15 protein-coding genes are annotated in these 13,727 nt (G+C 36.0%); 4 read left to right on the top strand and 11 right to left on the bottom strand.

Going from position 1 to position 13,727, the window contains the following annotated elements:
• Positions 1-76: 76 nt before the first annotated feature.
• Together AC3WLU_RS21180 and AC3WLU_RS21175 are read right to left on the bottom strand one after the other, a co-directional pair.
• Entirely contained in the window at positions 77-460 is a 384-nt protein-coding gene (locus AC3WLU_RS21180) for a YkvA family protein (RefSeq protein WP_268938334.1), read from the bottom strand.
• A 174-nt stretch (positions 461-634) separates the two neighbouring features.
• Positions 635-1,453, bottom strand: a complete 819-nt coding sequence (locus AC3WLU_RS21175; protein WP_492597858.1) for an alpha/beta fold hydrolase — start codon at positions 1,451-1,453, stop codon at positions 635-637.
• Positions 1,454-1,723: 270 nt separating this feature from the next.
• Here AC3WLU_RS21175 and AC3WLU_RS21170 point away from each other — a divergent pair, with 270 nt between their 5' ends.
• Positions 1,724-2,233 carry a DoxX family protein gene (locus tag AC3WLU_RS21170; protein WP_492597857.1) on the top strand — a complete coding sequence of 170 codons (510 nt, stop codon included), beginning with the start codon at positions 1,724-1,726 and terminating at the stop codon, positions 2,231-2,233.
• A gap of 518 nt (positions 2,234-2,751) precedes the next feature.
• On the opposite strand, the gene AC3WLU_RS21165 is transcribed toward AC3WLU_RS21170, so the two are convergent.
• The 4 genes from AC3WLU_RS21165 to AC3WLU_RS21150 all read right to left on the bottom strand — a co-directional run bounded on the left by AC3WLU_RS21165 (position 2,752) and on the right by AC3WLU_RS21150 (position 6,126).
• Entirely contained in the window at positions 2,752-3,318 is a 567-nt protein-coding gene (locus AC3WLU_RS21165; protein ID WP_239859428.1) for a hypothetical protein, read from the bottom strand.
• 293 nt (positions 3,319-3,611) lie between these two features.
• Entirely contained in the window at positions 3,612-4,883 is a 1,272-nt protein-coding gene (locus tag AC3WLU_RS21160) for an MFS transporter (protein ID WP_057277108.1), read from the bottom strand.
• An 84-nt stretch (positions 4,884-4,967) separates the two neighbouring features.
• Positions 4,968-5,723 (bottom strand): class I SAM-dependent methyltransferase, encoded by a 756-nt coding sequence (locus AC3WLU_RS21155; RefSeq protein WP_492597856.1) that lies wholly within the window; start codon positions 5,721-5,723, stop codon positions 4,968-4,970.
• Between the two features lie 106 nt (positions 5,724-5,829).
• On the bottom strand, positions 5,830-6,126 hold the full coding sequence (locus AC3WLU_RS21150) for a TIGR04104 family putative zinc finger protein (protein WP_492597855.1): 297 nt from the start codon (positions 6,124-6,126) through the stop codon (positions 5,830-5,832).
• A gap of 466 nt (positions 6,127-6,592) precedes the next feature.
• Here AC3WLU_RS21150 and proC point away from each other — a divergent pair, with 466 nt between their 5' ends.
• Positions 6,593-7,492 (top strand): pyrroline-5-carboxylate reductase, encoded by a 900-nt coding sequence (gene proC, locus AC3WLU_RS21145; RefSeq protein WP_413005004.1) that lies wholly within the window; start codon positions 6,593-6,595, stop codon positions 7,490-7,492.
• Positions 7,493-7,619: 127 nt separating this feature from the next.
• Positions 7,620-8,678 (top strand): YkvI family membrane protein, encoded by a 1,059-nt coding sequence (locus AC3WLU_RS21140; protein WP_413005006.1) that lies wholly within the window; start codon positions 7,620-7,622, stop codon positions 8,676-8,678.
• Positions 8,679-9,101: 423 nt separating this feature from the next.
• Here the strand turns inward: AC3WLU_RS21140 and AC3WLU_RS21135 are convergent, their stop codons facing one another.
• A complete protein-coding gene (locus tag AC3WLU_RS21135) occupies positions 9,102-9,593 on the bottom strand; it encodes a DinB family protein (protein WP_063575018.1) in 492 nt (163 codons plus the stop codon).
• Between the two features lie 356 nt (positions 9,594-9,949).
• Between AC3WLU_RS21135 and AC3WLU_RS21130 the strand changes: the two genes are divergently transcribed.
• Positions 9,950-10,399 carry a DUF1569 domain-containing protein gene (locus AC3WLU_RS21130; RefSeq protein ID WP_063575013.1) on the top strand — a complete coding sequence of 150 codons (450 nt, stop codon included), beginning with the start codon at positions 9,950-9,952 and terminating at the stop codon, positions 10,397-10,399.
• A gap of 272 nt (positions 10,400-10,671) precedes the next feature.
• On the opposite strand, the gene AC3WLU_RS21125 is transcribed toward AC3WLU_RS21130, so the two are convergent.
• The 4 genes from AC3WLU_RS21125 to AC3WLU_RS21110 all read right to left on the bottom strand — a co-directional run bounded on the left by AC3WLU_RS21125 (position 10,672) and on the right by AC3WLU_RS21110 (position 13,237).
• A complete protein-coding gene (locus AC3WLU_RS21125) occupies positions 10,672-10,866 on the bottom strand; it encodes a CDGSH iron-sulfur domain-containing protein (protein ID WP_081109037.1) in 195 nt (64 codons plus the stop codon).
• 363 nt (positions 10,867-11,229) lie between these two features.
• A complete protein-coding gene (locus AC3WLU_RS21120; RefSeq protein ID WP_492597854.1) occupies positions 11,230-11,862 on the bottom strand; it encodes a type 1 glutamine amidotransferase family protein in 633 nt (210 codons plus the stop codon).
• Between the two features lie 222 nt (positions 11,863-12,084).
• Entirely contained in the window at positions 12,085-12,390 is a 306-nt protein-coding gene (locus AC3WLU_RS21115) for a hypothetical protein (RefSeq protein ID WP_492597853.1), read from the bottom strand.
• A 178-nt stretch (positions 12,391-12,568) separates the two neighbouring features.
• The gene (locus AC3WLU_RS21110) at positions 12,569-13,237 is read right to left on the bottom strand and encodes a hypothetical protein (RefSeq protein ID WP_492597852.1); all 669 of its coding nucleotides are present in this window, start codon (positions 13,235-13,237) and stop codon (positions 12,569-12,571) included.
• Positions 13,238-13,727: the final 490 nt, after the last annotated feature.

Below are 13,727 nucleotides of genomic sequence, written 5' to 3'. Positions count from 1 at the left end.
ATGTTGATTTTTGAACAAATAAAAGAGACCACCTATAAGTAGTCTTCTTGTGCATCCTAGTGAAGTAAAGCACCCGTTAGTTCATTAAACGATAAATATATATAATTGCCCATATTATAATGAAGACCCAAATCATTACTATTAGTGAGCCGACTATCCAATTCTTCGGCTTACCCTTTTTCATCATTTCTTCTGCCTTAACTTCACAGTCGGTTAATACACTCTTTGGTATCATCTTTAATGCGATCATTATCCCTATTGGAACGAGAATTACATCGTCTAAGTAGCCAAGAATGGGTATAAAATCAGGTATTATGTCTATCGGACTGAATGCATAAGCGACAACACAAGCCGTAAATACCTTTGCATGCCAAGGCACCCGTTCATCTTTACAAGCAAAGTAAAGGATAAAAATTTGCCGTTTTAGACTCCTCGCCCAAATCTTAATTTTATCAAACATTTTTATCTCCTATAATTAAGCTTTTATTTCCATTATAACAATATAAGATTTACAAAGAATTGTTATTTCACTAACCTCCCCGTTCCACAAGAAATAGCCGCCTTCGATCCTATGCTAAAGCTACCTTTAGTTTAAGCACTATTATTTCACAAACTTCAATTACTGCGTTAAATATTAGTTTTGGAACTCTTCAATTCTATCCAACCATTCATTTAATAGAGTGCTAAAAAGTTGTGGTTGTTCAATTTGTAAATTGTGACCTGCCATATCCAATACAGCAAATGTTCCTCGCGGATACTTGTTTGCTATGTCAAGAGCATCTTTATATCCAACCGAAGAGTCTTGTCTTCCTAACAGGAATACACTGGGTTTAATAAAATCAGACTGGTCAATCTTAAAAGAAAACCCATATTTATTCTTAACCTTATTTAGAAACTTTTCATCTCCAATTTTACAACCACTTAGAATTTCTTTGTTGTACCTTAACCATGTGTACTCATCAAGTATAATGTTGTTATTTCTAAAATCTTCTAATTCACCCGTTGATAGGCTTTCAATAAACTTCTCATCCGTTCTCATTATTTTATGTATCTCAACTGTTCTATTTTCTGGAAGAGGAATAATAAGAGGACATATAAATGCTGCACCAAGTATTTGTTCTTGATGCTTTTCAATAATGCCCCTAGCTATATAGCCACCGTAAGATTCCCCAGCAATTACGTACTCTTGGTTAGGAATTACAGCTTGAATAAACTCTAAAACAGCATCCAGCATTTCATCAGAACTACTTATTTCGTTATATTCTTTTGTTAATCCCATCCCAGGCAGGTCGATATAAATACGTCGCCACCCCTCCCTATTAGTAAATATTGGTTCCATACAACCACTCATTAATCGATGGTCCGGAGAATAACCGTGTATCATTAAAATTGGTTTTCCTTCCCCTAAATCTTCATAATAAATTTCTGCTTGGCGAACTTTGCAATATGCCATATTAATCCTTCTTTCTATAAAATCATTTTAACTAACAGTACCTATTCTCTTTTTGTTTCTTCAATTCCTTCTTCAACTATCCTCCCTCTATAAACATTGGAGTATCAACGGTTTGCACCACTCGGTATATTAGGAAATTTATTTTTTTAATCATATTCCATAGTTGGGCCTTTTTTTACATATTCTTCACACAAATGATAATGAAAATCATTTTCAGTTATGTTATTATATTTCTTAGTACTTTTTATTTTGAACTATTGGGGGAAAAACATGATGATTGATGCTCTAAGACAAAACAAAAACATTTCTATACTCTTAGCTGTATTACGTGTATATATCGGATATACGTGGATTATGGCTGGTTGGGGGAAAATAGCAAGTGGACCGTTTGATGCTTCTGGCTTTTTACAGGGTGCGTTGGCCAACGCAACAGGAGAACATCCGGCAGTTCAAGAATGGTGGGTGGTATTTCTAAAAAATATAGCGATTCCTAATATAGAGGTATTTAACCTCTTAGTTCCTTGGGGAGAACTATTTGTAGGTCTAGGTCTATTAATCGGTTGTTTTACAAAAACAGCAGTGTTTTTTGGAATGGCGATGAACTTTTCTTATATGTTTAGTGGTACTACAAGTACAAACCCACAACTTGTTTTATTGTCAATGTTTATCCTAGTTTCTGCTATGAATGCAGGAAGATATGGGGTAGATGGTATGATTATGCCAACCCTTAAAGAAAAACTATTTGCTAACAAAACAAGAGAGATAAAAGATGCTGCTTAGTTTTTTAATACGTAGATTCGAAAGATCGCCAGTATAGGCGGTCTTTTTTGCAATCTTCTTGTTGAACAATCCTGCCCCTTTAGTTCATTAAGAAAAAGCTGCCTTAAAGACAGCTCCTAAAGCACCTAAAATTAATCATTTGGATTTATTATGGCTAAAACCTGCTTTATGGTCCCGAAAGCTTTGATAAAACGCTGATTACTCTTATACCAAATTGCTTTGCCTTGGTTCCCAAAATCAATGCCACTAAAAATCCAATATCAAAATAAAAAAATCGATATCCTTAAATCTATATTCGGTATCGATCTGCCGATAAAAAAACCAGTATTGCAGCTATAACTAAACAACAGTCAATATCAAAGGTATTGCTTCTTGTTTGTTCAATTTTCTTGTATTTTCCAAAACTTCACCCCTCCCCTCACAATGTCAAAATTCACCTAAATGAAAAAGAAACAATTTTTATACTTGGAATAATAAAAATAAAAAGCCCTTCTCACACGAGAGGGGCTTTTTTGTTATTAATATTCACTTACAGAATAGCTTTTGTATGTTAACTTGTTGTTTTCAAAAACCGTATAAAAATCTGTGTCATTAGTGTCACTGTAACGGCTCCAGGTATAATCTTTTTGGGTAATGCCGCCATATGTATATGTTGATTCCAATTTCATATATTCACCTGTGATAGATACCGTTTGATTATAAGTCATTCCTTTTTTTACATTCGTATATTCATTGTAAGTTATACCATTTTTAATAGGAGTAAAGAAATATCCTTTGGCTGTTTTTGTATACTTGACCCACTTTGTTCCTACTTTATCATAATCTACAAATGTTACTGTAGCATATGAAAAGTTTTTATTTGTTGCATATGGAGTTAACGTTACAGCTTTAGTTGTTTTTGCATTAATTGTATTACCTTTATAATCTTGAACCTTATAGGTAGTACCTACTAAGGCGCTCTTATAGAAAGTTGAACCGATCGGCTTAGTTACTGTTGCAGCTTCTCCTTTATTTGCTCCAACTCCTGCCAGTAATCCTAGAGCTAATACTCCTACGGTTAATGCCTTTGCTAGTTTTTTCATCATAATTTCTCCCCCAACCCGTTAGTTCTTATGAATTTATATGTACATTTGTAGCATTCCTATTATTATTATAATCTACAGATTGCTCATCAATCAATGCTACAATAATTATGAGCTGGTAAACTTTGTTCATTTCTCCAATGCTATTGCACAAAACAGAGCACCCCTTCGAGGATGGAGGGGATTTTTTGTATGGCAAAAAAGGGGGAAACGTTTCAAGCGTTCCAAAATGACCTTCAAAAGCCATTTCCTGTACGATAGGAAATGACTTTTTTTACTTATTATATGGCTTCTTTTTATTTTTCACTTCCCCGAGACCAGATGACCACTGGAATCAATAATAAAGATAATAACCCTCCGATAAATGATAATGCTGTATAACTTGAGCCGGCCACAATCATTCCAGATAAGGCTCCACCAGAGGCTCCTGATAATGCAATTAAAACATCCACCGTACCTTGGGTTTTAGCCCGATTCGAAGTGTCAGTTGAATCAACAATAAGAGCCGTCCCACTTATTAAACCGAAATTCCATCCTAATCCAAGTAAAGAAAGGGCAATAACTAGGAGAATCATAGAATCGCCTGGTGCAATCGCCGATATTAAACCGGCCAGAAGCAGCGTAGCTCCAGAGGCAATAGCCATGGCAGTACGGCCAAACTTATCAACAAGGACACCTGTAACCAGTGAAGGAAGATACATGGCCGCTATATGAAATCCTATAACGAGACCTATTTCACCCAAGTCATGTCCATGATGTCTCATATGAACTGGCGTCATGGTCATTATGGCCACCATTACAATTTGAGTAAGAACCATAATTGCCGCACCAACAATAATTCCTCTTTTGTTTACCATTTGTTCAGTATCAGCCGAATATCCTAATCGATTACTTTCTTGTTTGGACGCTTCTATTGTTCTTGCTATAACTAATGGGTCTGGGCGAAGTAAAACGAAAAGGACAAGACCTGCCAAGATAAATGCTGCCGCTGATAAAATGAAAGGACCAGCGAGTGAAGGAACGCCAATAGAAAGAGCAAAATCCCCCATTACATTCACTAAATTCGGACCGGCAACTGCACCAAATGTTGTAAACACCATGGTAATACTGATGGCAGTGGCTCGCTGTTTATTGTTAGCCAAGTCCGTACCAGCGTAGCGAGCCTGTAAATTTGTCGCAGTTCCTGCACCATAGATGAGCAGGGAAGCAAATAAAAGGAAAACGCTATTTATGATGGCTGCCGTTATGACTCCTATCGCTCCAAGCCCACCTATCAAAAAACCAGCTGTTAGACCTGTACGGCGACCGTAACGTTGAGAAAGTCTCCCTACGATTAAAGCAGCCCCGGCAGATCCTAAAGTAAATAAACCCGATGGAACTCCAGCAAATGCATCTGTGCCAAGCATTTGTTGTGCAAGAAGTGCCCCCACCGTAACTCCAGCAGCTAACCCGGCACCGCCAAAAATTTGTGAAATACTTATAATAATTAATGTACGTTTGTATAACATTTTTTGTTTTTCTTGGGAATCAGCATAACTCTGGTTCATTTGATATGTTTTACTGGACATTTGCTAAGACCTCATTCATCATTCTGTAATTTCCCCCCACCGTGTACACCTTCCTCTAGTTGATTTTATATATTTTTATAACCTTTACTTTTTTAGTTTAAAAACTATAAAATCAGCACATCTGAAATCTTCTTCAAATGAAGGATATTTTTCTAATATCTCTTTTGATGGCTTAGGTTCTATTATGCTTTCTAAAATAAAACCTGTTTTGATTAAAGTGTTTATATAACTTGTTAATGTTCTATGAAAGAATAGCATTTTTTCTTTATCACCTAAACGTTGTTCATATACACCTTCATAAAAATATTTATCTACGTTCCAATGCAGTTTTTTACCGCCCTTTGTTTTTTCCCAACCACTTTCTGGAGTAACAAAACAAGGATGTAAAATCGAAAATATAAAACAGCCTCCATCTACTAATAGACGATACATTTCCTGAAATGCTTTTTCGTAATCTGCAAGATCTTGAATGACCATATTGGATACTATTAAATCGAAACCTTTGTCCTCTAAACAATTCAAGTCCTCACAATTAGCCTGCCTATAATCAATCAACAAATCATTCGGGGTTCTTTCTTTAGCAATTTCTATCATCCGTGATGAATAATCCACAGCCGTTACAGTCGCTTCGGACCTCGCTAACATTCGACTTAAATACCCCTCACCACACCCGGCATCTAAAACGTTTTTATTCCTTACTGTTTCCATAAGTGATAATAAAGTTGGATTTAAAAAAACTTCTTTATGAAGGTCTCCTTGCTCGGTATGATTTGCAGAATATGTATCCGCGAAACTATCCCACCTTTTAATCGCATCTTCTGTGCCAATATTCTGATTCATGTTGACTTCTCCCTGTTCTTTTGCTTTAAATTCATTCCCCTGCCCTGATAGTTGCATTTATAAAAAGCTGCCTTAAAGACAGCTCCGATCTTTTGTTAATGCATGACTACCACATCTGTTCGTCCTTGTTACTTAGCTTATATATAAATGGCATCAAAATAATCACTAAAGCATACGCAGCTATTTCAAAAGCTAAGACATAACCTTTAGGTACACCATATGATATTAACGGTGCAATCAATAAAGATATAAATATAAATTGGCTTAAATGCATTCTTGTTTTCTTGGAAACGTATTGGGATGAATCACAGGATGAACATCTTAACTTCTTTTTAAAGGTAAACATTTTAAAAAAGGCCTCTATCCAACCCCATTTATAGCCACATTGCTGACAGGTTGGCATATGCAGCAAACTCCTTTCAATTAAATCAATATTACAAATTATATCATTTATTCCTAAACTGTCCTGACTAGTTTGTTGTATAAAGAAAAAGCTGCCTTTAAAGACAGCTCCGATCTTTTGCTAACACACCCGTTAATTTAAGTACAACCCTTCACAAAATAACTTTGGAATAGGAAAAAGAGGTGCCGCAGTTACCTGGATTGTTCAACTCAGCTCCATATAGTTCAATAATTTTATTACGTTTTTCTTCCTAATATATCCGCAAATACCCCGATTACAGCCGATTATCCTTGATTAAATGACCTGACTGGCATGTAAGCCCCAAATGATAACGCTTCCCTTCACTATCTCGGCCTTTTCCTTGTGAATGTCCTCTCTTCCCTTGAATCTAAATCTCAGCATGTTACGATAACAAGGTTAAAAAATACGAACGGAATTACGAACAATGAACTTTTAGGAGGGCATAATGTTGAGAGATAAAACTGTTGCATTTTTAGGAGCCGGTTCGATGGCAGAGTCGATGATTTCAGGAATTGTGCAGATTGGGAGCATACCAGCAGAAAGAATTTATGTGACAAATCGCAGCAATCAATTACGACTCGAGGAAATGCATCACGTGTATGGAGTCCATGCGGTCCATCAGGATGCATTGCCATATGAAGAAGTTGATTTCTTCATTTTGGCAATGAAGCCCCAGGGAGCAGCAGATGCTCTTGATGCACTCAAAGATAAAATAAGAGTGGATCAAGTTGTAATTTCTGTTTTAGCGGGCATTTCCACTGAATTCATGGAAAATCATCTACAGCTTGGACAGCAGGTTGTGCGGTTGATGCCGAATACGTCGAGCATGATCCGGGAGTCGGCAACTGCGTTATGTCCGGGAAGATATACAGCGATGGACAACGTGATAGCAGTGAAAGAGCTGTTAGGCTGTATGGGAAAAGTGTTCTTAATTGAAGAAGAGCATATGGATATTTTTACAGGAATTGCAGGAAGCGGACCTGCTTACTTCTATTATTTAATGGAGCATATGGAACACGCTGGCGTTAAAAAGGGGATGGATGAAGCAATGGTCCGTGAGATTGTCGCCCAAACGATTTTAGGCGCAGCCAAGATGATTATGGTGAACGACGAGACACCGGCAAGCCTCAGGGAGAAAGTCACTTCACCAAATGGAACGACAGCATCCGGACTTGATGCGTTACGGAAAAATAATGGCGGCAGAGCCATTTCACAGGCGATTCATCATGCAGCGAAACGTTCGAAAGAGCTGAATGAAGAGATGGCAGTAGCGTACGGGAAATCGACTAATCCCCCGAGAGTACTGGGGAACTTCAGTACCATAAAAGGACGGTGTCTAAGTTAATCATCTCCATAAATACACCATGGATCCTCCTTAGGAAATTATATGTATCAAAAGATGTGGTTATCAAATAACACTCCTATCAAATAGTTAAGAAAAAAATATAAACGTAAGAAAAACGGAGGACAACATGAAGAGAATCCTTAAGATCGCTAGCGCTTTTATCGGAATTCTAGTCGGAGCAGGGTTCGCCTCAGGACAAGAAACCATGCTTTATTTTGTAAGCTTCGGGAACTTGGGCACAATTGGAGCTATCATTTCAGTCGCTATTTTTGCATACCTTGGAATGATTCTGATGAAGCTTGGCAGTCGTACACAAACAGATTCGCATCAGGAAGTAATTTATAAGATTTGTGGTCGCTTTCTCGGCTGTATCATTGATTATGTTCTGAACGCCATCCTATTTGGTATAGGAATTGTCATGATTGCGGGGTCAGGCTCGATCTTTGATCAGCAATTCGGATTACCTTCCTTTATAGGAACCATTGTTATGACTGTTCTTGTTATGATAACAGTTATGCTTAAAGTCGACCGTGTGATTAAGGTAATTGCATCCGTCACACCATTTCTGATTCTTGTCGTACTTTTTCTATTCATTTATAGTATGTTTACAATGAATTCATCGTTTACGTCACTTGAACCACATGCGCTGGAACAAAATTCAGCTGCGGGACATTGGCTTATATCTACAATAAACTATATTTCAATAACCATTGCAATGGGGGCTTCCATGACACTTGTTATGGGTGGAAATGAACCCGATGAAAGAATATCATCCATTGGAGGGCTTACAGGAGGGATCGCTTTAGGTCTACTTCTTATAATTAGTCACCTTACTATTTTCTCAAATATTAATACTGTATCGGACTTGGATATGCCCATGCTGGGAATCGCCAACAGTATTTCACCTCTCCTAGGTATTTTGTACTCTCTCGTTCTGTTCGCTATGATTTTCAATACGGCAGTCAGCATGTTCTACTCATTTGGAACACGCTTTTCAGATCCGCAGACCACAAAATTTAAAGTGATTGTTATTTCATCACTGTTGATAGGATTTATAGCAAGCTTCTTTGGCTTCACTAAACTTGTTTCCTCTCTCTATCCAATCTTTGGCTATATGGGAATTGTCCTTATTATCGTTCTCATCATTACTCCATTCCGAATGAGTCGATTAACGAAAGAAAATTAAATTACGGATTGTTTAACCGGCCTTTCTACTCATGTGTAGAAAGGTTTTTTTGAGGTAATTCTTGTATTACCTCTCTTGTTTTATCAATATATAATTCTTCCTTATTCGCGAGGTATGATAACCTCTGATAAAAACATTTTTTAAATTAAAATTGTTTGTCGCTGTTCTGATGGCATCTTGCTAACCAATCATCCCAAAAATCCGATTCTTTAAAAAAATCACTGTACCTTCTTGCAAAGGGATTTCTTTCATATTTTCCTCCTACCAATTTGATGATGCTTATTAAACTAACCTGCCCCGTTAGTTCCATAAAAAAAGCTGCCTTAAAGACAGCTCCGAACTTCAGCTAACGCACCCGTTTGTTCATTAAGAAAAGCGAAACTTCTTCAAGAATCGCGCCCTTACTAATGAATATTGATTTGACTATACTTCGACAACATCCACTTTCCAGCTCTTTTGCAGTTTTCGAATATAAATGATTTGACCAATGTGATATGCGTTATGAGTTGATGCATTTCCAAGTATTTCCCACCACTTCGCAGGTTCAGGAAAGCCATTTACTTCACTTTCAACTTTTTCTTCCGTTAATAAATTTTGCCATTGTAATAGCACCTCTAAAAGTCGTTCTTTTAAGTCATTAAAATTTTTATTTTCTGGAATGATAAAGCTTTTATTATTATCACCTATGGAAGGCACAGCATTGACATGAGATTTTTGGTACCTGGTTTGCCATGTTTCATTCCAATAAAGCAGGTGCTGCACAATTTCAACAATACTATTACAATTTTCATTAGGCTTCCAAAACGCTTCTTCCTCTGACAAGTTTTTAACAGAGTCAGAAAATGGAAGGTACCAGCTAGGATCATTAGCATTAGCTAATAATTGATCGGATAATACGTCTTTTGCATGAAACATGCTTTCCACACTCCTATTAAATTTTTTCTTTGAATCCAAAAGAATGTAAAAATAGTCATAAATTGAATACCTAGTTCTATTTATTCTCTTGATTAAAGTTAATTCCCTTTATTATTTTTCATAAGAAAAGCGTTTCTATTTTAGCCTATATAAAAATTACAATCTGGCTCAATTGTTGAATAAAGATCAAACAGTACTCTTCAACTATCCTGCCTCTATTAGCTCAACCAACAGGACTTCAATCCCTCTTGAAACAGTCCCCCTTTAGCTTAGAAGGATAAAATAATGTTGACGTTGAATATACATTAAATAATCAATTACTGTTTTAAATCAACAAAATTAGAGGAGTTATTCTAATGAATAATATTTTTGAGGTCTTGTTTACAGAAGAAATTTTAAAACGTATCGACAACTTAAGCGCAAATTCAAAACCATCATGGGGAAAAATGGATGTCGCACAAATGTTAGCTCATTGCTCATCCTTCCAAGACATTGCTATGGGCTATTCTATGCCTCCAAGAGGTTGGTTAGGGCTATTAATAGGTCGGTTTGCAAAAACCATGTTTTATAATGACAAGCCCCTACCGCATAATATGTCTACTATTCCAACCATTTTAATAACCGATAAAAAAGATTTTGAAATAGAAAGAGAAAGATTGAAAGAAAAAATTACAACCTTCCAAAAGAATGGACCAGAGGCTTGTACAAGTCACCCACATCCTTTTTTCGGAAGACTTTCTTCCGAGCAATGGGGACATGGAATTTATAAGCATCTTGACCATCATTTAAAACAGTTTGGGGTTTAGTAACGGTAATTTAATTATGGACGAAAATCAACAATCCGGTAAAATTGGATTGGATAATAAGGTTTGAGCTTTAACCATTACTGGTTTCCTTATTGAACTTACCTGCCCCTTTAGTTCATTGAGCAAAAAGGCCACCAAATGGCAGCCCCGGTTCTCAACTTACGCACCCGATAGTTCAACAACATACTCTTTCGTAAAAGAAAAATGAATCGGGCGGCTTTTTGGGGTTCGATTTCCCAAAAGAGTGCCCTAAAGCTTCTGCCCTACTAGCTTTATTCTGCCCTAACTACGCTTTCGAAATTACTTTTGTGGGATCCGTCACAAAAAGGTTTATTATCGGAAAGTCCACATCTGCATAGGGAAAAGGCTTCTTTTGTTTCAATTTTATTCCCTTCACCATCGACTAGCTCTACATTCCCTGATACACGTAATGAACCATTATCATTAACTTTAATAGTAGCTATAATAAATCACCTCTTTTTTAAAACATTTTTGCCATGGGGGAATAACTTTAAACGATAAATAAGTTCTACTTCCTCAATATTATTTGATTGACATCCTGCAGTTACCAAAAGAAGAAGTGTTATACCAATAAAAACACACCACATTTTATTGACAGTTTCGTTCATATCAGTTGCATAAAGAAAGAGCTGCCTTAAAGACAGCTCTGATCCTCAGCTAACGCACCCGTTAGTTTAAGTACAATCATTCACAATCTCTATTAACTTCTCTAAAATTTTTAAGTTATGTACTAAAACTATACTTTGGCATCGCCATAAAGTATAGAGGTTATTTCAAGTAAAATAAAACTGCCAAGTTGATTTTTAAAATCACTTATTTATTGAGTTCATTAGTTGGAAGAAGTATTCAGGTTTGTGAGTCTTATTTAGGTTATACCACGAGTGTAATGTATCTGGTGCAAATACATCTATTTTTTTCAGTACTTCCATCGCTAATTCCAAAGGAGCTACTCCTGATGCAGTAACCAAATTTTCACCCGTTACTACAGGTTCCATCTCATAAAAATTTTCTCCTTTATAATTAGGACAGACCATTTTAATATACTCTAAGCTATTGCTTGTATGCTTTCTAGAATCTAGATATCCCATATTCGCTAGTCCCTCAGTAGCACCACAAATAGCAGCAACAATAGTGCCAAGCTTTAAAGCCTCGCCAATTTTTTTCAAGATAGGTTGATGAATAGCTTCTCCCCAAGTATTCCCTCCAGGTAGAATTACAAGATCTTTACTATCAAAGTTACATTCATCAAGAGAAATATCTGGTTTTATACTCAGTCCCCCCATCGTAGTAATAATTTCTTTATTCGCTCCTACTGTAATTACTTTTAAAGGTGCTAAATCTTTTTTGAAATATCTTCCTGAATTTAGTTCAGCAATTAAATATCCATATTCCCAGTCTGACATTGTATTAAATACATATAGATAAACTTTTTTTATTTTCATCTACTAACACTCCAATCATAATTTTCATAGTTTATTTTTTCCACATCAAAAGCTACTCCACCAAAAAAGAACGTACGTTCCTTTTAATGCAATTATATTCCACAATTAACCAATAGTCAATTTCTTATGGAACTATCCTGCCCCATTAGTGCCATAAGAAAAAGGCTGCCGCAGCAACCTTCCTTATTGAAGTAAAGCACCTTGTTAGTTTAACAACTAAACTTAATTTTTTTTCTCTTTTACGAAATAGAAACCTGTCCCATTTTCTTGTGGAACAAACCCTTGTTGAGCTGAACTATTTTCTACCATATTTTGCTCTTCTGCTGTTATAACTGTGGTAACATCTTTTCCTTCAGCTACCATACCTTCTCTACGATCTTGTTCCTCTCTAGTAACAAGTTTATATGTATCTGTTTGTTTTGAGGAAACTTCCGCAGATGCTTCTGTCTTCTGCAAGTCTTTCGCAAAACCGATTGATACTGCTAAAACTCCTGCAAAACCAAGGGTTAAAACTAATTTCCCTTTCATATAAAAACCTCCCAGTAATTCCTAACTTTTCCAATAACATATTTTACCACAACTAAAACTATGTTACTTTTAAATTTATTTCTTCAACTAAACTGTCCCTTTAGTTCCATAAGAAAAGGAGCTGTTTCCAGCTCCATATAGAAGTAATGACCCCTATAATGGGATGAAAATTTAAACCTCAATTGTCAAGGTAATATATGTTAGCTTCGTTTTCTTTAGTTACATAAACGTTCATATTTCCTAAAGATTTATCATTTAAAAATAGTTGCAATTCCCAAATACCTGACTCGTTGAATTTAATTGAAGTGGATGATATAGATACAGGAAAATTAAAATTAATTTCTATATCGTTTTCTATATCTTCTTCATTATTTTTATTAATACTAACTGGCTTTGGGGTATAATCTTTAGGTAATTCCTTTAAAGGTGTCTCTTTTTTAACTATCTCTCCTTTAGCTATTATACTCTTACCACTTTCATCTTGGACGGCTTTTACCTTTAACTCACCTAACGGAAGCTGTTCATCCATTGTCCAAAAAAGCCATTCTAACTTAATTTCTTTATCCATTATCAAAGGTTTATCGAAATAACCAAATTTCCGATTTTCACCCCTTATTTCATATACCATTATTACATCGTTTACTTTTTCATTTACTGTGAATGTTGGTGTTTGTATTGAGTTTTGGTTAGGTGAAATAATGTTAGAACTTAAATTTGATTTAATACCTTGTTCCTTTAGGCCATCTTGTACTTCTGCTTTTACAACTTTGTCATTCTTTTGATTGGAAGAACAACCAAACAATAAAACTAAGGAAAAAACTATAACAACAAAATAGTGTATTTTCATTATTTCTCCTTTCAGATTTGGGTTTAATATTATTGACGTTATAAGTCCACTATAGTTTCAATTTTATGGTATAAATTTACACATTAGTCCTCATTTCCTTATAGAACTAACCTCCCTCAATAAACAAACACTTATCTCTTAAATACGCAGTTTTTCTCAATATTGCTATCTAACTTGTTTAACTTTGCAGATTTGGTTAGAGCGAAAAGAACACAATCAAGCTGTTTACGAAGAAAATAAGCGCAAGAAACCAGCCAACCTTCGGTTAATTTCAAAAAGTTGGATAATTAGGTATGTACGCACCAATGGATGTCCACATATCTTACGGGGGTCTACCCTCCCAAGTCTCACAGAGTCTACGCTCCTACATTCCTTCGTTCAACCTTTCCATAAGGTGGATGTCGGTCATGCTGCCCTACAGGATCTATGTCCTTACATTAGTTTCGTTGCCAACTAATCCCATGCTGATTTTGTCTGTTGATCTGTCTAA

The organism is Peribacillus sp. FW305-BF15 (assembly GCF_058783805.1).
This window is presented reverse-complemented; position numbering and strand designations above follow the sequence as displayed.

Coding starts and splice junctions, on each gene's coding strand:
- AC3WLU_RS21150 (WP_492597855.1), bottom strand. CDS start 6,126: ATGCCAACCTGTCAGCAATGTGGCTATAAATGGGGTTGGATAGAGGCC.
- AC3WLU_RS21160 (WP_057277108.1), bottom strand. CDS start 4,883: ATGTCCAGTAAAACATATCAAATGAACCAGAGTTATGCTGATTCCCAA.
- AC3WLU_RS21180 (WP_268938334.1), bottom strand. CDS start 460: ATGTTTGATAAAATTAAGATTTGGGCGAGGAGTCTAAAACGGCAAATT.
- AC3WLU_RS21155 (WP_492597856.1), bottom strand. CDS start 5,723: ATGAATCAGAATATTGGCACAGAAGATGCGATTAAAAGGTGGGATAGT.
- AC3WLU_RS21115 (WP_492597853.1), bottom strand. CDS start 12,390: ATGAAAGGGAAATTAGTTTTAACCCTTGGTTTTGCAGGAGTTTTAGCA.
- AC3WLU_RS21165 (WP_239859428.1), bottom strand. CDS start 3,318: ATGATGAAAAAACTAGCAAAGGCATTAACCGTAGGAGTATTAGCTCTA.
- AC3WLU_RS21120 (WP_492597854.1), bottom strand. CDS start 11,862: ATGAAAATAAAAAAAGTTTATCTATATGTATTTAATACAATGTCAGAC.
- AC3WLU_RS21110 (WP_492597852.1), bottom strand. CDS start 13,237: ATGAAAATACACTATTTTGTTGTTATAGTTTTTTCCTTAGTTTTATTG.
- proC (WP_413005004.1), top strand. CDS start 6,593: ATGTTGAGAGATAAAACTGTTGCATTTTTAGGAGCCGGTTCGATGGCA.
- AC3WLU_RS21175 (WP_492597858.1), bottom strand. CDS start 1,453: ATGGCATATTGCAAAGTTCGCCAAGCAGAAATTTATTATGAAGATTTA.
- AC3WLU_RS21135 (WP_063575018.1), bottom strand. CDS start 9,593: ATGTTTCATGCAAAAGACGTATTATCCGATCAATTATTAGCTAATGCT.
- AC3WLU_RS21140 (WP_413005006.1), top strand. CDS start 7,620: ATGAAGAGAATCCTTAAGATCGCTAGCGCTTTTATCGGAATTCTAGTC.
- AC3WLU_RS21130 (WP_063575013.1), top strand. CDS start 9,950: ATGAATAATATTTTTGAGGTCTTGTTTACAGAAGAAATTTTAAAACGT.
- AC3WLU_RS21170 (WP_492597857.1), top strand. CDS start 1,724: ATGATGATTGATGCTCTAAGACAAAACAAAAACATTTCTATACTCTTA.